Origin of the sequence: Enterobacter cloacae complex sp. IR5384, from assembly GCF_049237265.1 — a bacterium.
GTDB lineage: Bacteria > Pseudomonadota > Gammaproteobacteria > Enterobacterales > Enterobacteriaceae > Enterobacter > Enterobacter cloacae.
Genome location: NZ_JBMKHJ010000029.1, coordinates 45,449 through 68,145, shown reverse-complemented (window position 1 = coordinate 68,145; position 22,697 = coordinate 45,449). Strand labels below are relative to the sequence as shown.

The following is a 22,697-nucleotide window of genomic DNA, read 5'->3' as shown; positions in this document are numbered from 1 at the left end:
ACGGTCACGCTGCCGTCGCTGAGGCCGGAAATGACGCTGGCCGGTACGCCCACGCTCCAGTTGCCCGCCGCGTCCAGCACGGTGGTGTAGCTCTGGCCGCCAATCGTCACGGTGACCTTATCGCCCGCCGCCGCGCCGGTGGCAATGCCGCTGATGATTTGTGCCTGCCCGTGTTCTGCGATGTTAATGACGTCATCGCCCGCGATGGTGCTGATGGTCACCGTCGGGACGGTCACGTCCACCGTCAGATTGTGATCAACCGACGCCGGGTTACCCGCCTTGTCGCTGACCGATGCGGTGACGGTCACGCTGCCGTCGGCTAAACCTGCCAAATCCGCCGCCGGGACGTTCAGCGTCCAGTGACCGTCTGAACCGACCGTTGCGGTGTAGTCCTTGCCGTTCAGGCTCACGGTCACCGTCTGGCCCGCTTCCGCGGTGCTGGTGCCGGAGACGGTCAGGTCGGCCTGTGCTTCTGCGGCGTTGAGTATGTCGTCAGTTGCAAGGGTGTTGATGGTCACGGACGGCGCGGTAGCATCCACGCTGTACTCGCGCCCTGCGGACGCGCTGTTGCCGTTGACGTTGGTAACGCTCACCTGCACGCTGGCGTCGCCGTCTTTCAGACCGGCAAGATCCGCCGCTGGCACTGTGGCGGTCCATTTATCGTCTGTCCCCACGATGGCAGTGTAGCTCTTGCCGCCGAAGGTAATCGTGACGGTCTGGTTCGCTTCCACGTTCGAGGTGTTGCCGGAGAGCACCAGATCCGCGCCCTTCTCGGCCGCATTAATCACGTCGTCGGTGGCAATGGCGTCAATGCTGATGGCGACGCTTGCCAGATCCACCGTGACATCGTGGCTGATGGAGACCGGGTTACCCGCGCTGCTCTGACCTTCAACGGTCACGGTGACCGTGCCTGCAGCCAGCGCCCCGACGTCCGCCGCCGGAACCGCTGCGCTCCAGGAGCCGTCGGCCAGCACCGTCGCCGGGTAGGTTTTGCCGTTCACGGTGACGGTTAATCCCGTACCCGGCGTCAGACCGTCGCTGGAGCCGGTGATAATCAGGTTCTGTCCGTGCTCGATGGTGTTGATCACATCATCGCCCGCCACGGTGTCCACACGCAGGCCCGGCAGATTGGCGTCGATAGCAATATCGCGCTCAGCGGAGCCGCTGTTGCCCACATTGTTGGTTACGCTGGCGCTCACCGTCAGTTCGCCGTTGCCCAGCGCCGTTAGATCGGATTGCGGTACGTTGACAGACCAGGTGAGATCGCTCTGCACCGTGGCCGTGTAAGTGTTGCCTCCCAACGTCACGGTCACGGTATTGCCCGCTTCTGCATTCACCACGGTACCGCTGATGGTCTGCCCGGTTGCCAGCTCTGCCGCGTTAATGACGTCGTCACCCGCGACGGTATTTATGATCACGCCCGGCAGAACGGATTCCACGTTCACGGTGTGCGAGGTACTGGCACTGTTGCCGACGCTGTCCGTGGCTGACGCGGTGATGCTGTAAAGCGCTTCACCCAGTTGCCCCACCTCGCTCGCCGGAACGGTGGTGCTCCAGAGACCGTTATCATCCACCGTCGCGCTATACGCTTTGCCGTTGAGCATCACGGTAACAACCGCACCTGCCGTCAGGCCGGTGGCCGTACCGGTAATGGTCAGATCCTGCGTTTTCTCGGTGCTGTTGATCACATCATCACCGGACACGGTATCGATGGTCAGCACCGGGGCGGTCAGGTTCACCTCGACGTCATGGGTCGCGCTATTGCTGTTACCGGCTTTATCGGTCAACGCGGCGGTGATGGTGTAATCGCCCGCGGTCAGCGCACTGACGTCCGCCGCAGGTACCCCCACGCTCCAGTTGCCTGAGGCATCCACGGTGGCGGTATACGATTTGTTGTTAATGGTGACGGTAACCACATCGCCCGCTTCGGCGCCGGTCACGGAACCGGTCACCATCAGGGCCTGCGCATGCTCGGCGCTGTTGATCACGTCATCGTCGGACACGGTGTTAATGGTCAACTGCGGAACCGTGATATCCACCAGCACGTCGCGATCCGCAGAGGCCGGGTTGCCCGCTTTATCGGAGACGGCGGCACTGATGGTGTAGTTGCCGTCCACCATGCTGCTCAGGTCCGCAGACGGCACGGTGACGCTCCAGTTGCCATTGGCCTGTACGGTGGTGGTGTAATCCACGCCGTTCAGGGTCACGGTGACGGTCTGGCCCGCTTCGGCGTTGGTCACACCGTTGATGTCCAGATCCTGCTGCGCTTCAAGCGCGTTGATGATGTTGTTATCGCTGACAATCTCAATGGAAACCGTCGGCGCGGTAGCGTCCACGCTGTATTCGCGGCCTGCCGACGCGCTGTTGCCATTGACGTTGGTGACGCTCACCTGCACGCTGGCGTCGCCATCTTTCAGGCTACCCAAATCAGCCGATGGCACGGTGGCGGTCCAGTTACCGCTGGCATCTACGGTTGCGGTGTAAGACTTACCGCCGAAGGTGATGTAAACCGTCTGGTTTTCTTCCACGTTAGTGGTGGAGCCGGACAGCACCAGATCCGCCCCTTTTTCTGCCGCATTGATCACGTCGTCGGTGGCGATGGCGTCAATACTGATAGCCACGGTCGCCAGATCTACGGTCACGTCATGGCTGATAGTCACCGGGTTACCGGCGCTGCTCTGGCCGTCAACGGTCACGGTGACCGTGCCCGCATTCAGCGCGCTGACGTCTGCGGCAGGGATCGCTGCCGCCCAGGTGCCGTCTGCCAGCACCGTGGCCGCGTAGGTTTTACCGTTGACGGTGACCGTCAACGCCGAGCCAGCGCTCAGCCCCTCGCTGGTACCGGTGATAATCAGGTTCTGTCCGTGCTCGATGCTGTTAATCACATCGTCGCCCGCCACGGTGTCCACACGCAGGCCCGGCAGGTTGGCATCAATGGTGATGTCACGCTCGCCATAACCGGTGTTACCGTGGCCGTTGGTGACGCTGGCCGTCACGGTCAGGTCCCCGTTGCCAATGGCGGTTAACACGTCAGACGGCACATTCACCGACCAACTTAAATCGTCCTGAACGGTTGTCGTATAGTTGTTGCCGCCAATGGAAATCGTGACAGTGTCACCGCTCGCGGCACCGCTCACTTTCCCGCTCAGCGTCTGGCCAGACGCCACTTCCGCAGCGTTAATGACGTCGTCGGTGGCAACCGCATTAATGGTGACAACCGGCAGCGCGCTGTCCACCAGCACGTTATGGCTTGCGCTCGCGCTGTTGCCTGCCGTATCGGTCACGCTCGCCGTCACGGTGTAGCTGGCTTCACCCAGCGCCGAGACGTTGGCTGCCGGAACGGTCACGCTCCAGTTGCCGCTGGCGTCGGTGGTGGCGGTATAACTGATACCGTTCAGGGTTACGGTGATGGTGGTGCCGTCCGGCTGATTGCTGGTGCCGGAGAGCAGCAGATCGTCGCCCTTTTCGATCGCGTTAATCACGTCATCGCCCGCAAGGGTGTTGATGGCGATAACCGGCGCGGTCAGGGAGACCGTAACATCATGCGTGGCGGTGGTGCTGTTACCCGCTTTATCGGTGAGGGTTGCCGAGAGGGTCTGATCGCCGCTTACCAGCGCGCCGACGTCCGTGGCCGGAATGCCGGTGCTCCAGTTCCCGGAGGCGTCCAGCATGGCGGTGTAGTCTTTGCCGTTGAGGGTGACGGTAATCACGTCTCCCGCCTGGGCACCCGTGACCTTACCTGAGACGATCAGCGCCTGGCCGTGTTCGGCGATATTCAGGATGTCATCACCCGCCACAACGTCAAACACGATCTGCGGCACGGTGGTATCCACCAGCACGGCCGCATCGGTGCTCGCCGGGTTGCCGGCTTTATCAGAAACGGATGCCGTGACCGTGGCATTACCGTCGGCGATGCCCGCCAGATCGGCCGCCGGGACGTCGAGCGTCCAGCTGCCGTCTGCCTGCACCTGCGCGGTATAGGTGTTGCCATTGAAGGCCACGGTCACCGTCTGGCCCGCTTCGGCGGTGGAGGTACCGCTGAGGGTCAGATCCTGCGCCGCCTCTGCCGCATTCAGGATGTTGTCACCGCTGATGGTATTGAGGGTGACCGTCGGCGCGGTGGTATCCACGCTGTACTCGCGCCCCGCCGATGCGCTGTTGCCGTTAACGTTGGTCACGCTCACCTGCACGCTGGCATCGCCGTCCTTCAGGCTGCTCAGATCCGCTGCCGGAACGGTGGTGGTCCAGTCGCCGTTGGCGTCTACCGTCGCCGTATACGTTTTCCCGCCCAGGGTAACGGTCACGGTCTGTCCCGCCTCAACGTTGGCCGAGGTGCCGCTGAGCACCAGGTCTTCGCCTTTTTCCGCCGCGTTCAGCACGTTGTCAGCGGTCACGCTGTTAATGCTAATGGCGACCGGGCTGAGATCCACATCAACGACGGTGCCAATCGTGACCGGGTTGCCGGAGGAGTCCTGCGCGCTGGCGCTGATGGTCAGTGAACCGTCAGCCCACTGGGAGACGTCCGCCGCAGGCACGGCCGCCTGCCAGGTGCCGTCTGCCAGTACCGAGGCGGAATAATCCTTGCCGTTAATGGTGACGGTAACGGTGCTGCCTGCCGCCAGATCGGTGCTGGTTCCCGACACAATCAGGTTCTGACCGTGCTCGATGATATTGATGACGTCATCGCCTGCGACCGTATCAATACGCAGGCCCGGCAGCTGGGCGTCGATGGTGAAGTCCAGCGAGGAAGAGCCGGTGTTGCCGTGCACGTTGGTGACGCTGGCTGATACGGTCAGTTCGCCGTTGCCAAGCGCGGTTAACTGGCTCTGGGTTAACGGCAGGCTCCAGGTGAGATCGTCCTGAACTGTTGTGGTGTAGGTCTGGCCGCCGAGCATAATGGTGACAGTGTCACCTGAAGCAGCATTCGTAACCTTACCGGTCAACGTCTGCCCCGTGGCCACTTCCGCCGCGTTAACGATGTTATCGCCCGCCAGCACGTTGATGGTCACAACCGGCAGTGAGCTGTCCACCAGCACATCGTGCGTGGTTGAGGCGCTATTGCCCACGCTGTCGGTGACGCTGGCAGTCACGGTGTAATGTGCCTCGCCCAGCGCGCTGACCGCAGAGGCAGGTACGGTGACGCTCCAGCTGCCACTGGCGTCGGTGGTCGCGGTGTAGGTGATGCCGTTAAGGCTAACGGCAATCGTCGTCCCTTCCGGCTGGTTGCTGGTCCCGGAAAGCAGCAGATCCTCGCCTTTCTCAGCCGCATTGATCACATCGTCCGCCGCCAGGGTATTGATAGCGATTTCCGGCGTCACGGTGTTGACCACTACGTCCACTGCGCTACTGCCGGTATTACCGGAGCGATCGGTCACCGAGACGTTAACGGTCCAGGTCCCGTCTGTCAGACCCTGTACAACGGAGGCTGGCAGGCCGAGGCTCCAGCTCCCCGCCGCATCCACCACGGTGGTGTACTCCACGTTATTCAGGGTGATGGTCACCAGGTCACCCGCTGCCGCACCGGTGACCGACCCGCTCAGGATCTGCGCCTGTGAATGTGCGAGCTGGTTAACGGTATTGGTGTCGGTGACAAAATCGTTAATGGTTACCTGCGGGACGGTCGCATCCACCAGCCCAACGCGGTCTGCGCTGCTGCTGTTGCCTGCCACGTCACTCACGGTTGCCGTTACCGTGACGGTGCCGTCGGTCAGAGCGCCGAGATCCGCAGCCGGTACGTTCACCGTCCAGGTCCCGTCACTCTGGACCGTGGTCTGATAGTGCTTGCCGTTCAGCGTAACGGTAACCGTCTGTCCCGCCTCAGCATTGCTGCTGCCGCTTAAGATCAGATCCTGCTGCGCTTCGGCCGCATTAATGATGTTGTCGTCGGTCAGGTTATCGATCGTAATGGACGGCGGTAAGGTATCCACGGTCACCACGCGCGACGCGTCGGCGCTGTTGCCGCTGACGTTCGTCACGCTGACGCTGACCTGCGCGCGTCCGTCAATCAGCGTCTCCATGGCGCTGGCCGGCACGGTCAGGCTCCAGGAGCCATCCTGCTGCACCTGCGCGGTAAAGGTCTGGTCGGCGAATTTCACCACCACGGTCTGCCCGGCCTCTACGCCCTGCGTCTGGCCCGACAGCACAAGATCGGCGCCTTTTTCAGCCGCATTCAGCATGTCATCGCTGCTGACGGTATCGATGGTCACCGCCACGGCGTTCAGATCCAGCTCGATGGGGTGCTCAGCTGAAACGGTATTTCCCCAGGCATCTGTCGCGCTGACGTGAACAGTGATATCCCCTGCCGTCCAGCCCTGCAGATCGGACGCCGGGACGCCGATTTGCCAGCTGCCGTTGGCGTTGACCACGGCGGCATACTCGACGCCGTTGATGGTGACGGTGACGTGCGTGCCCGCTGCCAGGTGGGTACTGGAGCCGGTCACGGTCAGATCCTGCTGCTGCTCGATGGCGTTGATCACGTCATCGCCAGAAATGGTATTTACCCGCAGGCCAGGAAGCTCGGCGTTGATGTTGATATCACGCTCGCCGCTGCCGGTGTTGCCGTGGGCGTTGGTGACAGAAGCGGTAAAGGTTAACGCCCCGTCGCCAAAGGCCTTCAGATCGGCTGACGAAATGGTCACGCTCCAGGTCAGATCGCTGCCTACCGTAGCGGTGTAGCTCTTACCGCCCACCGAAACAGAGACCGTGTCGCCCGCCGCCGCACCGGTGACGCGCCCGCTCAGGGTTTGATCCACCGCCACTTCAGCGTTGTTGACCAGGTTGTCACCGGCGAAGGTATTGATAATCACCTGCGGCAGCACGGTATCCACCAGCAGCGTCGCTTCGGCGGAGCCGCTGTTACCGGCGGCATCGGTGCCGCTCACGCTGACGGTGTACAGGGTGTTTGCAAGGTTCAGAACGTCAGACACCGGCACCTGAACTGACCAGATGCCGTTATTAACGGTGGCCTGATAGCTCACGTTATTCAGCGTGACGTTTACCACGCTGCCGTCTGGCAGGTTGCTGGTGCCGCTCAGGCTCAGCGGCTGTATCGCCTCCTGCGCGTTCAGCACGTTATCCTAGCTGATGGCATTCAAGGTGAATTCCGGTGGGTTACCGCTCAGGGTAATGCCGTGGGTGGCGTTACCGGTATTGCCCGCCGCATCGGTCACCGAAACCGCAATGCTGTGGTTACCTTCCCCCAGCGCGCCAATGACTGACGCCGGTACGCCTACGCTCCAGCTGCCGTTCGCCTGCACCACGCCGGTAAAGCTCTGGCCGCCAACGGTCACGGTGACCACATCGCCTGCTGCGGCTCCGGTCGCCTGGCCGGTAATAATCTGCGCCTGGCCCTGCTCACTGGTGTTGAGAATATCGTCGCCCGCGACGGTATTGATGGTCACGACCGGGGCGACAGTATCCACGGTGAAATGCGCCTGGGTGGATGACCCGTTCCCGGCTTTATCGCTGACGTTCACCGTCAGGGTGTGTTCACCATTCGCCAGCGACTGCACCTCGCTGGCTGGCAGCGTGACGGACCAGGTACCGTCGCTGCCCACCGTGGCGGTATGGTTTTTACCGTTCACTGTCACCGTGACAATCTGACCGGCTTCCGCCGTGGTTTTCCCGCTCAGCGTCAGCGGCTGATGGTGTTCAGCGGCATTGATAATATTGTCCTGCGCGACAGTATCGACCGCGATGGTCGGTGCCGCAGTATCCACGCCAATCGTCTGACTGCCGTTCACGGTATTGCCCGCCGCGTCCTTGCCGCTGACGTTCACCGTCCAGGTACCGTCGCCCAGCGCCTGCGCATCCGCCGCAGGCACCTTCACACTCCATGCGCCGTTTGCACCCACCTCAGCCGTATAGGATTTGCCGTTCAGCGTAACGGTCAGCTCTGTTCCCTGCGCCAGGTTCTTGCTGGCACCAGAAAGCGTAAAGCCTGCGGACTGCTCGCTGGCGTTGATGACGTTATCTCCCGCCGTGGTTGCCAGCGTCACGCTCGCCACGGCAGTATCAACGGTCACGGTGATGCTGCCTGCGGAGGTCGTTTTACTGCCGTCGATCTGCACGACTGACCAGGTATGTTCCCCGTCTGTCTGGGTCGGCAGTTTTACCGTCCAGGAGCCGTCTTTACTGACCATCGCGCTGGCAAGCGTATTGCCGCTGCTGTCTTTGATCTGAATGGTCGCGCCCGGTTGCCCGGTACCGCTAAAGGTTGGCGTGTTATCGTCGGTGATCGCATTTGCACTCAGCACGCCCTGCTTGTCGCCCGCAAGATCGGTGAGCATGAAGGTTGGCGTTGCGCTCTCAACTTCTTTCGTATTATCAATAACTTTTGTTTTTGTTTCGCCGTCGCCACCGTGAGCCAGCAGTGCCCCAATAGCACCGCCGCCTAACGCCGCCCCCGCAATCCAGCCCCATGGCGCATCGCTCAATATGCTCTCCTGGGTCAGGAAAGGTTCAATGCTGCTAATCGGTGTGGCTTGCGCGGTTAATTCAGTAACGGCTGCGCCTGACGCTTCCCCGGCATCGGCAAAAGAGATATGTGTTAATTCCTGATTATCGTTAAATACCAGTTCAGACTGGTTATGGGTTTCAGGATCTTCAACGAAATAGTTATTGCAGCGAATAACGCTGCCATCTTTCATATAAATGAGAAGGTCTTTCCCCTGGCGGACGTAACGCACCACGTCCTGTGCAGAACCCTGGATTTCAATCACGCTCGGAGAGGAAATGGAGACCGACAGATTTCCTTCGCCGGTTAATTTCGTTTTCTCCGCTGTCTTGCGAATGATGACATCTACAACTTTTACGTTACTCATATTTCTCTCCTTGCAGGTGCTCGGATTCCTGTGGATATGTCCACCAGATGGATGTAGCTATCCCTGGGAAATTTCACCCATTATTTTCAGATTTATTTCGCGCAGAAAGGCGCGGCTTTTTTCAACTCAAATCGGGTAATTTTGCGGCAGCGTTTTTTTCTACTCCAATAAGCGTCATGAGATTATCAACAGCAGAGGCGTAATTAATTGCCGCGCTCCAGCCATCATATTCAGCCATTATTTTGGCAGACGTGGCCTGCCAGACATCCTGCTCTACGCTGAGCAAATCATTAATGCTCCGCTTGCTCAGGGTGTATTCGTTTTTGTAGACCGCGCGGGCACGTAACGCGTTTTCTAGCTGTAAGCTTCCGGCGGCCATTCTTCCACGCGCGCCGGTCCAGTCTGCCTGCGCGACGGAGGCTTTTTGCAGCACATCAAACCGCGCCTGATCGACCTGAGAGGAGGCCATCGCCCTGGTGCCTTCAGCCTGACGAACGCGTGCCGAAACGGCGCCGCCCTGATACAGCGGTGCATCGATATTGAGCTGGATCTGGTCATCCCAGTAAGCGCGGTTATCCGACTCATAGCGCGTGCGGCCTCCTTTCAGGCTTAGCGTTGGCCAGTGCTGAGATTTTGCGGTTTCCACCCCATACTGGGCTGAACGCTCCATATTCTGCGCGGCCATGACCGCCGGTATCAGCGAGTAATCGATCTGGTTGACGGCATTCTGCTCTACGGCAAGCTTCTCAGGGACCGGTGAATAGGCTTCAGCCTGCATGCCCGTCAACACAGCGAGCCTTGCGCGGGCGCTGTTGAGCGCGGCGTTGTACTGCTCAACCGTCGCCTGCATACCGGCGATCCGCGTGCGGGTCTGCAGCTCATCGGAGGTTGAGCTTACGCCTGCATCCGCGCGCAGTTTCGCCAGCTGCTCCACGTTTTTGAGGGCCTGCACATTCTCTTTAGCCGCCTGCAACAGATCGCTATAACGTCTGACCTCCACGTAGCTCAGCGCGGTTTTTTCCGCCACGGCGGTGAGCGTCTCCATCAGCTGATAACGATAGCTATCGCGTCGCGCTGAAGACTGGCTGATGCTGTTATTCGTCTTGCCAAAGTCATAAATGAGCTGCGTAAGGCTTAATCCCCATGCCGCTGAATTTCTCAGTGAACCGCTGGAATCGGTGGTTTGGCTATGGCCCGTACTGCCGTTCAGCGATATTTGCGGCATCCATCCGCTACGTGCTTCATCTATTTGCGCCTGACCAATACCCAATTGTGCCGCCTGCTGGCTGACCGACGGATCGCGATCGATGGCAAAAAGAATACTTTCTTTTAATGTTGTCGTCGGCACCGTGGCAAAACCCAACGCGCCGCTATTGGCATAGGTCGTATTAATGCATGCCGAAATTAACACCAGCACTGCGGATAATCGGACCCACTTATAATTTCGCTCTCTCATCATTTATATCTCCCTGAGCCTGCGAATGGTTTAACCCTTTACCCAAAAAGAGGTATAGATAATCAGAAAAATATTATTAATCCCCCGTACTGAATTTCGGGTAATAGCTCCCCATACCCATTTCCATTGGAGATGAGAGCCGACCTTAGCCTAATATGAATTAAGAATTTACTTACTTCTTAACTGATTCGCAGCATAACAAAATGTGGTATGGGCAACTACACCCACAATGTTAATGTGGTGTTACAATTAAGAAAAATCATGGGGTTTCTGGACAAACTCTTAAAAATGACCTTTCAAATGAAACTAATAAAGTCATTGTTATTTAAGTGAAATTTAAAAATACCCGGATGTACATTTTTGCGTTAATTTCCACGCGCGTCAGACACAAAGATTTTCAAAGAAATGTCAACTTAAGTAGCGCCGCCCTATTTATTGGCATAAAAAGCCGTTAAAATTCACTTTTGCGGAATTTTGTTGGTTTAAATAGTTTTTTAATAGACCAACAAACCAGTAAAGCGAAGCTAACTGGTTACAAAATCCAAACAGCCAGATAAAACATCGTTATAACATATTGATTACCCTTAGAAACCGTTCACTTATATTTAATCAATAACAGCTCAATTATCACGCAACTGAACTAATGTGCGGTTGCCCTTTTCACTGCGACAAAATGCTGTATTATGCGAACTATTGCGACATTTTGCAGGATTGCTGCCATGCACAAAACCGCGCGTCAAAAATATGTGCTCGACATCATCAGCGAGCAGGGACAGGCCAGCATCACTGAGCTGGCAGAAAAGCTGCAGGTCTCTGCGGATACCATTCGCCGCGATCTCACGGACCTCGAAAAACAGGGGCTGGCGCAGAAGAACCACGGAGGCGCTATCGCGCTCAATCTTTCGGCCATGAATCGCCAGGGCAGAAATACGCTCCTGCCGGCGACCAAACAGCGGCTGGGAAAACAGGTGGCACAGCAGATTCCGCCGGGCTCTACGCTGTTTCTGGATGCGGGCAGTACGGTCATGGCGGTGGCCTCTTTTCTTCAGGGGCCGCTGACGGTGATCACCACCTCGCTGGATATCGCCCACACTTTTAGCGACCGGGAGGATATCGAGCTGATCCTGCTCGGCGGGAAATGGGATCAGAAGCAACGCCTGTTTGCTGGCGGTGCCACCCTCTCCCTGCTTTCACGGTATCGGGCGGATATCGCCATCCTTGGCGCCTGCGCCCTTCATTCATCACTCGGTCTGAGTGCCGGGACGGAAGCCGATGCAGAAGTCAAACGGGCGATGCTTGCCGCCAGCCAGACGCACTGGATCGTCGCAGACCATCTGAAAGTCAACCGCTGTGAGCCGTATCTGGTGTGCGGGTTAGACGAAATTCATCAACTGTTTTTAGATCGTCCCTGGCCTGAGCTTGGGGACCAGAGCACCGTGCCCGTCACGGTTTGCGCTCATTAACGTGGAGAAGGTCATGAATAAAATGAAGACAATCAACATTGCGCTGATCGGGTATGGTTTTGTTGGTAAAACCTTCCATGCCCCGCTTATCCAGTCTGTGGACGGGCTTACGCTGGCGGTAGTTTCCTCCCGTGACGAGGAAAAAGTTAAGCGCGATCTGCCGGATGTGCAGGTGGTTGCTACCCCGGAAGAGGCCATTACGCACCCGGATATTGACCTGGTGGTGATCGCCTCCCCTAACGCCACCCATGCTCCGCTGGCCACGCTGGCCCTGAACGCCGGAAAACACGTGGTGGTGGATAAACCCTTCACGCTCGATATGCAGGAAGCGCGCGATCTTATTGCCCTGGCGGAGGAAAAGCAGCTTCTGCTCTCCGTGTTTCATAACCGCCGCTGGGACAGTGATTTCCTGGGCATTAAGGACGTTATCACACAGGGCACCCTCGGGAAGGTGAAACTGTTTGAGTCGCACATTGACCGCTTCCGCCCGGAAGTGCGCGTGCGCTGGAGAGAACAAAACGTACCGGGAAGCGGGCTGTGGTTTGACCTGGGGCCGCACCTGATCGACCAGACGCTACAGCTCTTTGGTCTGCCTCACTCGGTGCAAGGGAATATCGCGACGCTGCGCGACGGCGCGGAAGTGAACGACTGGGCGCATGTGGTCTTAAACTACCCTGATCATAAGGTTATTTTGCACGCCAGCATGCTGGTCGCCGGGGGGACCGCGCGCTTTACCGTCCATGGGGATAAGGGCAGCGTGGTGAAGGCCCGTATCGATCAGCAGGAAGCCCAGCTGCTGACCGGTATCATTCCGGGAAGTGAAACCTGGGGTGAGGACAGCGACAGTATGGTGTTCTTTGGGGCTGACGGCGCGCCGCAGAACATTACCACGCCGAAAGGCGATCAGCGCCAGTATTACATTAATGTGCGCGATGCTCTGCTCGGGAAGATTGCCAATCCGGTTCATCCTGTCGAGGCATTAGCGGTGATGGCGGTACAGGAAGCGGCGGTGAAATCGTCAGAGACCGGGTCAACCCAGGGACTGGCGTTAACGGCTGAAGAGCGTGCTCTGCTGCAATAAAAAAACGGGTTTTGTAGGCCGGGTAAGCGCAGCGCCACCCGGCGAGAAAGGCGGCAAAAGTGTTGAGGACTATAGCCGCTTTTTCGGCATCATGCGCAGCAGCGTATTATCTTTCCAGAAATAGTGATGCATCAGCGCCGCCGCTGCGTGCAGGCCAATGACAAAATAGCCGAGGTTAGCCAGCGTCTCGTGCCACTCTTTTAGCCCATCAGCCAGGTCAAAGTTGGATTCCGCCGCGTGCGGCATGGCGATGCCAAAGGCAAACCAGTCGTTTCCACGGTTATACATCATCACCAGGCCAATCAGCGGCAAAGCAATAAACAGCAGATAAATCACCAGATGCCCCAGATGCGAAAGGCCTGTGATCATCGCTTTCGGTTTCGGCTCAATCGGCGGCGCGCGGAACTTCAGGCGCACCAGCAGACGTGTCACCATCAATACCAGGATAGCGATCCCGCATGAGACGTGGATCATATTGATCAGCGGTCGGTCGGTACGCGGAAAGAAGCCTCTGAACTCCATGGCGCAGTAGGCGACGATAACTAACAGAAACACCAGCCAGTGAATGCCGATTTGCAGGCCTGTATATTTAGTGCGCATGTGATTTTCCGATAAAAAACAGTTACCGCGCCAACATAACGACCTTTCCTTAAAAATTCATTAACTTTTCTGTATGGATTTTCAAATACTTCCCGGGGCATGAAGCATCTTCAATTGCTGCCCTGCCCCTCATGGTCTAAGCCTGGATAAGTTCAAACTGTCGCATCGACACGTTTACAGGAGAAAATCATGAGTAAAATTGGCATTAACGGATTTGGACGCATTGGACGCCTGGTACTTCGTCGCCTTCTTGAAACCCAGGACAGCAACACCGTCGTCGCCATCAACGACCTCACCTCTCCCAAAGTACTGGCCTATCTGCTCCGGCATGATTCTAACTACGGCGGCTTCCCATGGAGCGTGGATTTCACCGAAGACGCGCTGATTGTGGACGGTAAAACCATCGCGGTGTACGCCGAGAAAGAGGCCAGACATATCCCGTGGAAAGCCGCTGGGGTGGATATCGTCGTGGAATGCACCGGTTTTTATACGTCGGAAGAAAAATCCAGAGCGCATCTGGATGCTGGCGCCAAAAAAGTCCTGATCTCCGCGCCAGCAGGTGAGATGAAAACCATTGTGTTTAACGTTAACGACGACACCATTGACGCCAGTGATACCATTATCTCTGTCGCCTCCTGCACCACCAACTGCCTCGCCCCGCTGGCAAAAGCCCTGCACGATGCTTTTGAGATTAAAGTGGGCACCATGACCACCATTCACGCCTACACTGGTACTCAAGCGCTGGTGGATGGTCCGCGCGGGAAAGATCTGCGCGCCTCACGCGCGGCGGCGGAGAACATCATTCCCCACACCACGGGTGCTGCCAAAGCGATTGGCCTGGTGATCCCGGCACTCAGCGGCAAACTGAAAGGTCATGCCCAGCGCGTACCGGTGAAAACCGGCTCGGTAACGGAACTGGTCGCCATTCTGGGCAAAAAGGTCACCGTTGAAGAGGTGAATGCCGCACTGAAAAAAGCGACGCAGGGGAATAAATCCTTTGGCTATACCGATGAAGAGATTGTGTCGTCAGATGTGATTGGCTCACACTTTGGCTCGGTGTTTGACGCCACGCAAACCGAAGTGACCGAGGCGGGCGAACTGCAGCTGGTGAAAGCCGTCGCCTGGTATGACAACGAGTATGGCTTTGTGACGCAGCTGGTGCGCACGCTTGATAAATACGCCGCACTTTAATAACGCTGACGGGTGGTCATACCATCCGTCGCTCTCCCTTACCGCATGGCTTACTCTTCATCATCTGTTTTCCAGAATAAAATTATTCACGAAATTTTTAAATCACACGTTAATTATCATTAGAACTTCTAAAATGAAGTTTTAAATATGCTTGCTTTAATTTTATAAACACTCCAAATAATATAAATCACAAGACAGGCAAGCGGTCTGTTAAAACAAACACCACCAATGAAATTGTTAAGGAACAACAATGAAAAAAGTTATTTTGGCTTCATTAATTGCACTGGCCAGTGCATCAGCTTTCGCAGAACCTACCGCTGTATTAAAAGTACACGGAACGTTGACCAATGCGGCGTGTACGCCTTCTATCGGCAACGGCGGGGTCATTGATTACGGCTATATTCGCCTCGGAGAACTTTCTGCACTGGAAAATAATAATTTGGGACAAAAACAGGTGCCTGTCACCATTACCTGTTCTTCGCCAACCAAAGTGGGCTTTACCATTCTTGATAACCGTAGCGACAGCAACGCGCGGCTGCCGGTTGATATCGGTAAAAACTTAAACCAGTCGGTGAAATATTATACTTACGGCGTGGGTACCACGTCCGAAGGCGTAAATATTGGTGACTACGGCATGTGGATGACGGATGTCACGGCAGATGGCAAAGTCGTAGACCCGATTGTCAACAACCACGACTGGAATCCTGATATCTGGAAAAAAAGCGGTATTCCGCGTAGTGATGCGTTCCAGACCGTCGCCTTTGCTGATACAGGGACCACAGCACCGTTGGCTATCACCACAGCTAACTTTAACTTTGTTACTAATCTGACGATTCGTGACACTACTGCGCTGGCGATTACCGACGATACTCCTCTCGACGGTCAGGCGACGATGACCCTGGTATATCTCTAATCATATAATTTGCTTATACCGGTTCAGCGTAACCCTGAACCGGTACTTTTTTCCCGTTATATTCACACAACAAATAAAAAGTCTTCTTTTATTTGTCGCTTTCGCATATCTTTAGTTTTTCTACAAAATAAATTCAACTTTAATAAATATACCAAAAACTCAATACTCAATATTATTTCCGCCAGGTGAATGGGAACGCCATCGCTGCGTTCACTTATCATTCCCGCATGTCTTATATTCATGAAAAGGAAAAATCAAGGATGAAAAAAATCATTCTGGCTACAGCCATCGCGTTGAGCACCACATCAGCTTTTGCAGCCGGAACTGCTGTTATTAAGGTTAAAGGTACATTAACCAACGCAGCATGTACTGCTGAGCTGGGTAACGGCGGTGTTATCGATTACGGCTTTATTCGTCTCGGTGAGTTATCCGAAAACTCACATAATCAACTCGGTCAGAAACAGATACCTGTGACCATAAATTGCTCTGCGCCAACCAAAATAGGTTTCACTATCACCGATAATCGCAGCGACAGCAACGCACAACTTCCTGTTGATATTGGTAAGAATAAGAATATTACAAATAAATATTATACTTATGGCGTTGGTTTCACGAACGACGGGAAAAAGATCGGTAACTACGGCATGTGGATGACCGGTACCACCGCAGACGGTAAAACTGTAGACCCTATTGGGCATAACCACGACTGGTCCGCAACAAGCTGGAAATATTCCGGTATTCCACGCAGCGATACTTTCCAGACCATCGCCTTTGCTGAAACCGGCACCACCACCCCATTGGCTATCACCACGGCTAACTTTAACTTCGTGACCAACCTGGTGATTTGGGATACCTCCACCCTGGCCATTACCGACGATACCCCACTGGACGGCCAGAACACCATGACGCTGGTTTATCTGTAATTTTTCGCGCTTTGTTCAATACCGGGTCAGCGGCAAACGCTGGCCCGGTATTTTTTTGCGTCCACATTCACAACAGGGATCGGCTTACCAACGCATCGGTCAAAATGACATCGTTGCGTAAGATATTCCACGCCGCCTCGATCTCATCAGGTATCTCCACATGGGCAATAAAATCACGTCCTGCCGGACCGTAACCGTTAACATCGTCGCGAAGGCGCGGCAGTTCACCCAGCACCAGCGACAAATAGCGTTCCACCGGCCAGAGCCCTTCACCGGAATCGCTGAACACCAGTCCATCGTCGCCGTTTTGCAGGACGGGCGTAAAGCCCGCGTGGCTTACCCATTCCGGCGATACGGGTTCGTCCCGACATACACGGGCGAATGTTGCCATGGTGCGGCGCTGCATGGTTGGATCCTGCACCACCAGCACCCTTTCAGGGGCAAATTGATGGTGCTTCATTAACTCGCGGCTAAAGCGGGCGTTCTCCCCGCAGTTCGTCGATTGATCTTCCACCCACACCCGGTCGGCCGGGATCTGCCAGAATTGACGGGCGATATCCGCCAGGATAGCCGCCTCTGCCCGGCCCGTGGTGGGAATGGTGTGATAGCGCGGATGTTTCGCAATCGCGGCATAGAGAAAAGTGGTGGAGTGTCCGATGCCTCCGCTAATGATCATGGGCACCCCCTGCTCCGCCGCCAGACGGCAGGCAGCTTCGATGGTTGGAATGACGGCATTCCCCGCCAGAATCACCATATCCACGGACTGACCCGGTTGCAGGTCATCCTGCGCCAGCCACTGCCCAACCGTGTTTACGGCACTGAGCGTGCTGCCGGGCAAACAGGGAAAAATTGTCGGTATCATCGTCACCTCCTTACAGCATTTGGATTAGCGTACCGCACTTGTCGCGTCAAAACAGGCGTTGATTCCTAAAGTGCCAGAGATAAGGCCGCTCTTTTTCCTAAAACCTTCAGTTCAACATTTGATTAACATGCGTAAATCATATTCACTTGTATTATGTTTTACGGCAGACGTAGAATCGCCAGCCTGTTAATTCTCCCATTTTATCAAAGGTAAACGACGTTATGCGCCTGCCCGAACGCGACCCTTATGCTCCTCGCGAGTGGCAGCCACACGAGAAACCCGCCCTGCTGGGTTCCCCCTCCACGCCGGAGCACAGCACGCCAAAGCGGATTGCCTATGGTGTTGTCGGTCTGCTGGTTTGCCTGACGGGCGCCCTGGGGAATGCGGTGGTCACCGCCAACCTGCAAAATTTGCAGGGCACCTTCGGCGCCTGGTCAACCGAGATCGCCTGGCTACCGGCGGTCTATGTGATGACCAATATCTCCATTAACCTGCTGCTGGTGAAATTCCGCCAGCAGTACGGTCTGCGCGCCTTCACCGAAGGTTTTCTGGTGCTGTATGTGCTGGTCACTTTTTTCCACCTGTTTGTCAACGATCTTAGCTCGGCGCTGATGGTGCGCGCCGCACACGGGATGGTGGCCGCCGCGCTCAGCTCGCTGGGGATTTATTACCAGATCCAGGCCTGGCCGGCGAAACACCGCCTGAAGGCGTTGACCATTGGCATCACCGGCTCGTCGCTGGCCATTCCGCTGGCGCGACTCTTTTCAACCGAGCTGTTGCAGCTTGATGAGTGGCGCGGGCTCTATTTCTTCGAGCTGGGGCTGGCTCTCATCTCGCTGGCGTGCGTGATTGCGCTGAAACTGCCGCCGGGCGATCGGCGTAAGGTCTTTGAGAAAAAAGACTTTATCACCTTCTTTTTACTGGCACCGGGTATGGCGCTGCTGTGCGCGGTGCTGTCGCTGGGCCGTCTGGACTGGTGGTTTGAAGCGCCGTGGATCGGCTGGTCGCTGGCGCTCTCACTGGTGCTGATTGTTTCCGCCATCGTGTTTGAACATAACCGCAGTAACCCGCTGCTGAACACCCGCTGGCTGTCGAGCGGCAGTATTGTGCGCCTTGGGTTGATTATGCTGCTGATCCGCATCGTGCTGGCCGAGCAAAACACCGGCGTCATCGGCTGGCTGCAGTACGTGGGGTTACAGAACGAGCAGATGACGCACCTGGCGTGGTCCATATTTGCCGGGATCGTCTGCGGGATCGTCACCAGCTGTCTGACCATTAAGCCGACCAAACTGGCATGGCCGATTATCACCTCCCTGGTGCTGATGATTGTCGCCTCGCTGCTGGACAGCCAGTCCAACAACCTGACGCGCCCGGATCAGTTGATGCTCAGCCAGTTCCTGCTGGGCTTTGGCAGTGCCTTCTTCCTCGCCCCCGCGATGCTGGCCGCAATTGGCGGCGTCATCGCCGACCCGCGTAATCTGGTGAGCTTCTCGGTAATGTTCGGCATGAGCCAGAACCTCGGCGGCCTGCTGGGCTCGGCTATTCTCGGTACCTTCCAGACCTGGCGCGAAAAGTATCACTCCAGCCTGCTGGCGGACCAGCTCACCACGCTCAATCCGCTGGTTAACGAGCGGATTCAGCTTTATACCCAGATGTACAAAAGCCTGATTGGCGACAGCGCCCTGCTGGGCACGCAGGCGATCACCCAGTTGCAGACGGTGACCGCCCTTGAGGCAAACATTCTGGCTTACAACGACACCTATTTACTGACCGCGAGTATTGCCGCGGCCACGCTGATCTGGATTTTATGGCGCTTGCTGCGCCTGCGCATCACTGCCCGTATGGCGCTTAAGAACGCCACCGGCAACAAATAATTGAAATATTTCTGGAGAGTTTATGAGTCAGCAGGATGCCGCCAAAGAGCAGGCCAACACCCGCAAAAATGTGCGCATTGTTTCCGTTTTCACCGCCGCGGCAATCGGTATTGTCGGCGTGCTGGTGATCCTTTACGCGTGGCAGCTCCCGCCGTTCACCCGCCACGCGCAGTTTACCGATAACGCTTACGTGCGCGGCCAGACCACGTTCATCAGCCCGCAGGTAAATGGCTATATCACCGAGGTGAAGGTACAGGATTTCGCGCAGGTTAAAAAAGGCGAGCTGCTGCTGCAGATCGATGACCGTATCTATCGCCAGCGGGTACATCAGGCCGAGGCGCAGCTGGCGATGAAAATTGCCGCCCTGAATAACAATCTCCAGCAGCGTAAAAGCGCGGAAGCCGTCATCGCAAAAAATGACGCTGCGCTGAAAAATGCCCGCGCCCAGAGTCTGAAAACCCAGGCGGATTTAAAGCGGGTGAAAGATCTGACGGCTGACGGCTCGCTCTCCGTCCGCGAACGCGACGCGGCGCTGGCCAGCGCGGCCCAGGGCAGCGCCGATATTGAGCAGGCCAAAGCGACGCTTGAGATGTCGCGCCAGGATCTGCAGACGGTGATTGTGAACCGCGGTGCGCTGGAGGCGGATGTGGAAAACGCCAAAGCGGCGCTGGAGCTGGCACAAATCGATCTGCAAAACACCCGCATCGTGGCGCCGCGTGACGGCCAGCTGGGGCAGATCGCGGTGCGTCTGGGCGCGTATGTCACGGCCGGAACCCATCTCACCACCCTGGTACCGCCGCAGCACTGGGTGATCGCCAATATTAAAGAGACCCAGCTCGCGGAGCTGCGCGTGGGCCAGCCGGTGAAATTTACCGTCGATGCGCTCAATAACAAAGCCTATCAGGGCCGCGTGGAGAGCATCTCCCCGGCGACCGGCGTCGAATTCAGCGCCATCACGCCGGATAACGCCACCGGGAACTTTGTCAAAATCGCCCAGCGTATTCCGGTGCGTATCGAAGTGCTGGGTAAACCTGAAGAGTCAGCACTGCTACGTCCTGGCATGTCGGTACAGGTGACCATTGATACGCGGGAGGCGAAGCAATGACCCTTCGCCCGCTAGCCTGCCTGCTGGTTGCCGTTCTGCTTACCGGATGCCAGTCGGTGGATGTAAAACCTGCCCAACCGTCACTGCACATTCCTGCCCAGTGGCGGGCGGCATCCGGCCCTGCCAGCTCGCCTGAACAGCTGTGGTGGCGAAATTTTCACGACAACAATCTCAACCGCTATGTGGATCAGGCGCTGAAAAATAACAGCGACGTGCTGATCGCCCGCGAACGGATCAATGAGTATCAGGCAAGAGTCTATGCCGCTGACGGCAGCCTGTTTCCGTCGCTGGATGCGGGCGTAACCGGCACCCGCGCCCGGACGCAATCGGCCGCCACGGGGTTACCGGTATACAGTACGCTGTACAAAGGCAGCCTCACCGCCAGCTATGATGTGGATATCTGGGGCGTCAACCGCAGCACGGCCAATGCCGCGCAGGCCTCGCTGGAGGCGCAAAAAGCCGCCGCCGCTGCCGCAGATTTAACTGTCGCCTCGTCGGTGGCCTCCGGGTATGTCACCCTGCTCTCGCTTGACGAACAGCTTCGCGTCACAGAGTCCACGCTGAAATCACGCGAAGAGGCATTTAATCTTGCTAAACGGCAGTTTGAAACGGGCTACAGTTCGCGCCTGGAGCTGATGCAGTCTGACTCTGAGCTGCGGGCCACCCGGGCGCAGGTGCCGCTGCTGCTGCATCAGATCGCGCAGCAAGAGAATGCCCTGAGTCTGCTGCTGGGCAGTAACCCGGGCGAGGTGGCGCGCAGTGAAAGCTTCAGCATGCTTACCCCGCTCAGGCTGCCTTCACAGTTGCCGTCATCGTTGCTTAACCGACGACCTGACATCGTTCAGGCGGAGCGTCAGCTTATTGCGGCCGATGCCAGCCTTGCCGCCTCGCGCGCCAGCCTGTTGCCGTCGATCAACCTGACGGCGACCGGATCGATTCAGGATCGCACCCTTTCCGGCCTGCTGGACAACCCGTTACAGCTCTGGAGCGCAGGCGGCAGTATTCTCGCCCCGCTGCTGAACCGCCAGGCGCTGAATGCGCAGGTGGATATCTCCCAGTCGCAGCGTAATCAGGCGCTGTACGCCTATGAGAAAACCGTGCGCAATGCGTTTGCCGAAGTGAACAACAGCCTTGACGCCATTACGCGTTATCAGGAACAACTTAGCGAACTGCTGGCCCAGCAGGAGGTGGCCCAGGAGACGCTGCGCATTGCGCAGAACCGCTATCGCAACGGCTATTCATCTTATCTGGATGTACTCGACGCACAGCGTACACTTTACTCGGTGCAAACCAACGTGGTGCAGGTGAAAAATAACCTGCTGCTGGCGCAGATTGATTTGTATAAAGCGCTGGGCGGCGGTTGGGTCAATGTCTGAAGGCGCTTAACGGGCCTGGATTTCGTCACACAGGCCGGGTCAGGCGCAGCCGCCACCCGGCGATTCCCCCTCAGGAGACAATTTATGCAACAACAGTGGTCTGCAGTTGATAATTTCATGATTTCGTCGCTTATTCCTGAAGATGAGGTACTGAGCAAGGTACTGGAAAACAACCAGCGCGCCGGACTCCCCGAACACGATGTTGCGGCCAATCAGGGGCAACTGCTGGCGCTGTTCGTGCGCATGACGCAGGCACGGCTCGTTCTGGAGATCGGTACGCTGGGTGCTTACAGTTCAATCTGGATGGCGCGCGCCCTGCCGCCGGACGGAAAGCTGATTACGCTTGAGGCCGATTCCACGCATGCCCGCGTGGCGCGGCAGAATATTCAGCTTGCCGGTCTCAACCAACGCATTGAACTCATCGAAGGCCCGGCGCTGACTTCTCTGGAAAATTTCGGCGACGTTCCGCCGTTCGACCTGATCTTTATTGATGCTGATAAGCCAAACAATCCCGGCTACCTCGAATGGGCGCTGCACTACTCTCGCCCCGGCACGGTGATTATCGGCGATAACGTGGTGCGCGATGGCGAAGTGATTAACGGCCAAAGCGACGACGCGCGCGTGCAGGGTGTTCGCCGGTTTATCGAGATGATGGGGGACAATCCGCGCTTAACCACCACCGCGCTGCAAACGGTCGGGGTTAAGGGGTGGGATGGGTTTACGCTGGCAATTGTGAACGGGTGAAAATTGTGCGGCCTGATGCCCTCACCCCGGCCCTCTCCCACCGGGAGAGGGATCCCCAGTAATTTTTTACCGAAAGCGATGAATGTTGCTTCAGGAAAATGAATGACTTACAGCGACGCCCTGGTCCGGCTGTAAATCGCTGAGGCGTTTCCTGCAGGCCGGGGCGAGGCGCATGGATGCGCCGAGAGGGCGGCTTTACAGGGACGTTACATCCGCCCGTCCCCGATAAGCCGGAAGGAATAAGCCGAAGGCACCGCGAAGCGGCGATTTACCGCCGGGAGCCCGGG

General features: G+C 57.0%; 12 protein-coding genes and 1 pseudogene. 9 read left to right on the top strand and 4 right to left on the bottom strand.

Annotated features, from left to right (window positions below; all coding sequences use genetic code 11):
* Positions 1 to 8,822: pseudogene (locus tag ACOTX3_RS19930) on the bottom strand (Ig-like domain-containing protein); the annotation flags it as partial.
* A gap of 121 nt (positions 8,823 to 8,943) precedes the next feature.
* Positions 8,944 to 10,281, bottom strand: a complete 1,338-nt coding sequence (locus ACOTX3_RS19925; protein ID WP_013096692.1) for a TolC family outer membrane protein — start codon at positions 10,279 to 10,281, stop codon at positions 8,944 to 8,946.
* A gap of 716 nt (positions 10,282 to 10,997) precedes the next feature.
* Here ACOTX3_RS19925 and ACOTX3_RS19920 point away from each other — a divergent pair.
* Positions 10,998 to 11,741 (top strand): DeoR/GlpR family DNA-binding transcription regulator, encoded by a 744-nt coding sequence (locus ACOTX3_RS19920; RefSeq protein WP_048972439.1) that lies wholly within the window; start codon positions 10,998 to 11,000, stop codon positions 11,739 to 11,741.
* Positions 11,742 to 11,754: 13 nt separating this feature from the next.
* Positions 11,755 to 12,822 carry an oxidoreductase gene (locus ACOTX3_RS19915; RefSeq protein ID WP_250116791.1) on the top strand — a complete coding sequence of 356 codons (1,068 nt, stop codon included), beginning with the start codon at positions 11,755 to 11,757 and terminating at the stop codon, positions 12,820 to 12,822.
* Positions 12,823 to 12,891: 69 nt separating this feature from the next.
* On the opposite strand, the gene cybB is transcribed toward ACOTX3_RS19915, so the two are convergent.
* Positions 12,892 to 13,422 (bottom strand): cytochrome b561, encoded by a 531-nt coding sequence (gene cybB / locus ACOTX3_RS19910; protein ID WP_058678951.1) that lies wholly within the window; start codon positions 13,420 to 13,422, stop codon positions 12,892 to 12,894.
* Between the two features lie 189 nt (positions 13,423 to 13,611).
* Between cybB and gap the strand changes: the two genes are divergently transcribed.
* The 3 genes from gap (at position 13,612) to ACOTX3_RS19895 (ending at position 16,449) form a co-directional block, all read left to right on the top strand.
* Complete coding sequence (gene gap / locus ACOTX3_RS19905; protein WP_013096696.1) at positions 13,612 to 14,613, top strand: type I glyceraldehyde-3-phosphate dehydrogenase; 1,002 nt, start codon at positions 13,612 to 13,614, stop codon at positions 14,611 to 14,613.
* A 250-nt stretch (positions 14,614 to 14,863) separates the two neighbouring features.
* Complete coding sequence (locus ACOTX3_RS19900; protein ID WP_013096697.1) at positions 14,864 to 15,526, top strand: DUF1120 domain-containing protein; 663 nt, start codon at positions 14,864 to 14,866, stop codon at positions 15,524 to 15,526.
* A gap of 260 nt (positions 15,527 to 15,786) precedes the next feature.
* Positions 15,787 to 16,449 (top strand): DUF1120 domain-containing protein, encoded by a 663-nt coding sequence (locus ACOTX3_RS19895; protein WP_013096699.1) that lies wholly within the window; start codon positions 15,787 to 15,789, stop codon positions 16,447 to 16,449.
* A 67-nt stretch (positions 16,450 to 16,516) separates the two neighbouring features.
* On the opposite strand, the gene ACOTX3_RS19890 is transcribed toward ACOTX3_RS19895, so the two are convergent.
* Positions 16,517 to 17,311, bottom strand: a complete 795-nt coding sequence (locus tag ACOTX3_RS19890) for a YdcF family protein (RefSeq protein WP_058678952.1) — start codon at positions 17,309 to 17,311, stop codon at positions 16,517 to 16,519.
* Positions 17,312 to 17,532: 221 nt separating this feature from the next.
* Here ACOTX3_RS19890 and ACOTX3_RS19885 point away from each other — a divergent pair, with 221 nt between their 5' ends.
* From ACOTX3_RS19885 to ACOTX3_RS19870, 4 genes are all read left to right on the top strand, one after another.
* The gene (locus ACOTX3_RS19885) at positions 17,533 to 19,185 is read left to right on the top strand and encodes an MFS transporter (protein ID WP_032618457.1); all 1,653 of its coding nucleotides are present in this window, start codon (positions 17,533 to 17,535) and stop codon (positions 19,183 to 19,185) included.
* Positions 19,186 to 19,207: 22 nt separating this feature from the next.
* A complete protein-coding gene (locus ACOTX3_RS19880; protein WP_058678953.1) occupies positions 19,208 to 20,290 on the top strand; it encodes an HlyD family secretion protein in 1,083 nt (360 codons plus the stop codon).
* Positions 20,287 to 21,666, top strand: a complete 1,380-nt coding sequence (locus tag ACOTX3_RS19875; RefSeq protein ID WP_250116790.1) for an efflux transporter outer membrane subunit — start codon at positions 20,287 to 20,289, stop codon at positions 21,664 to 21,666. Before ACOTX3_RS19880 ends, ACOTX3_RS19875 begins: the two co-directional genes overlap by 4 nt.
* An 84-nt stretch (positions 21,667 to 21,750) precedes the next feature.
* On the top strand, positions 21,751 to 22,410 hold the full coding sequence (locus ACOTX3_RS19870) for an O-methyltransferase (protein WP_058678955.1): 660 nt from the start codon (positions 21,751 to 21,753) through the stop codon (positions 22,408 to 22,410).
* The last annotated feature ends 287 nt before the right edge of the window (positions 22,411 to 22,697 follow it).

Excerpts from the sequence above, each read along its gene's own strand:
- ACOTX3_RS19925 (WP_013096692.1), bottom strand. The coding sequence starts at position 10,281 with ATGATGAGAGAGCGAAATTATAAGTGGGTCCGATTATCCGCAGTGCTG.
- ACOTX3_RS19920 (WP_048972439.1), top strand. The coding sequence starts at position 10,998 with ATGCACAAAACCGCGCGTCAAAAATATGTGCTCGACATCATCAGCGAG.
- ACOTX3_RS19915 (WP_250116791.1), top strand. The coding sequence starts at position 11,755 with ATGAATAAAATGAAGACAATCAACATTGCGCTGATCGGGTATGGTTTT.
- cybB (WP_058678951.1), bottom strand. The coding sequence starts at position 13,422 with ATGCGCACTAAATATACAGGCCTGCAAATCGGCATTCACTGGCTGGTG.
- gap (WP_013096696.1), top strand. The coding sequence starts at position 13,612 with ATGAGTAAAATTGGCATTAACGGATTTGGACGCATTGGACGCCTGGTA.
- ACOTX3_RS19900 (WP_013096697.1), top strand. The coding sequence starts at position 14,864 with ATGAAAAAAGTTATTTTGGCTTCATTAATTGCACTGGCCAGTGCATCA.
- ACOTX3_RS19895 (WP_013096699.1), top strand. The coding sequence starts at position 15,787 with ATGAAAAAAATCATTCTGGCTACAGCCATCGCGTTGAGCACCACATCA.
- ACOTX3_RS19890 (WP_058678952.1), bottom strand. The coding sequence starts at position 17,311 with ATGATACCGACAATTTTTCCCTGTTTGCCCGGCAGCACGCTCAGTGCC.
- ACOTX3_RS19885 (WP_032618457.1), top strand. The coding sequence starts at position 17,533 with ATGCGCCTGCCCGAACGCGACCCTTATGCTCCTCGCGAGTGGCAGCCA.
- ACOTX3_RS19880 (WP_058678953.1), top strand. The coding sequence starts at position 19,208 with ATGAGTCAGCAGGATGCCGCCAAAGAGCAGGCCAACACCCGCAAAAAT.
- ACOTX3_RS19875 (WP_250116790.1), top strand. The coding sequence starts at position 20,287 with ATGACCCTTCGCCCGCTAGCCTGCCTGCTGGTTGCCGTTCTGCTTACC.
- ACOTX3_RS19870 (WP_058678955.1), top strand. The coding sequence starts at position 21,751 with ATGCAACAACAGTGGTCTGCAGTTGATAATTTCATGATTTCGTCGCTT.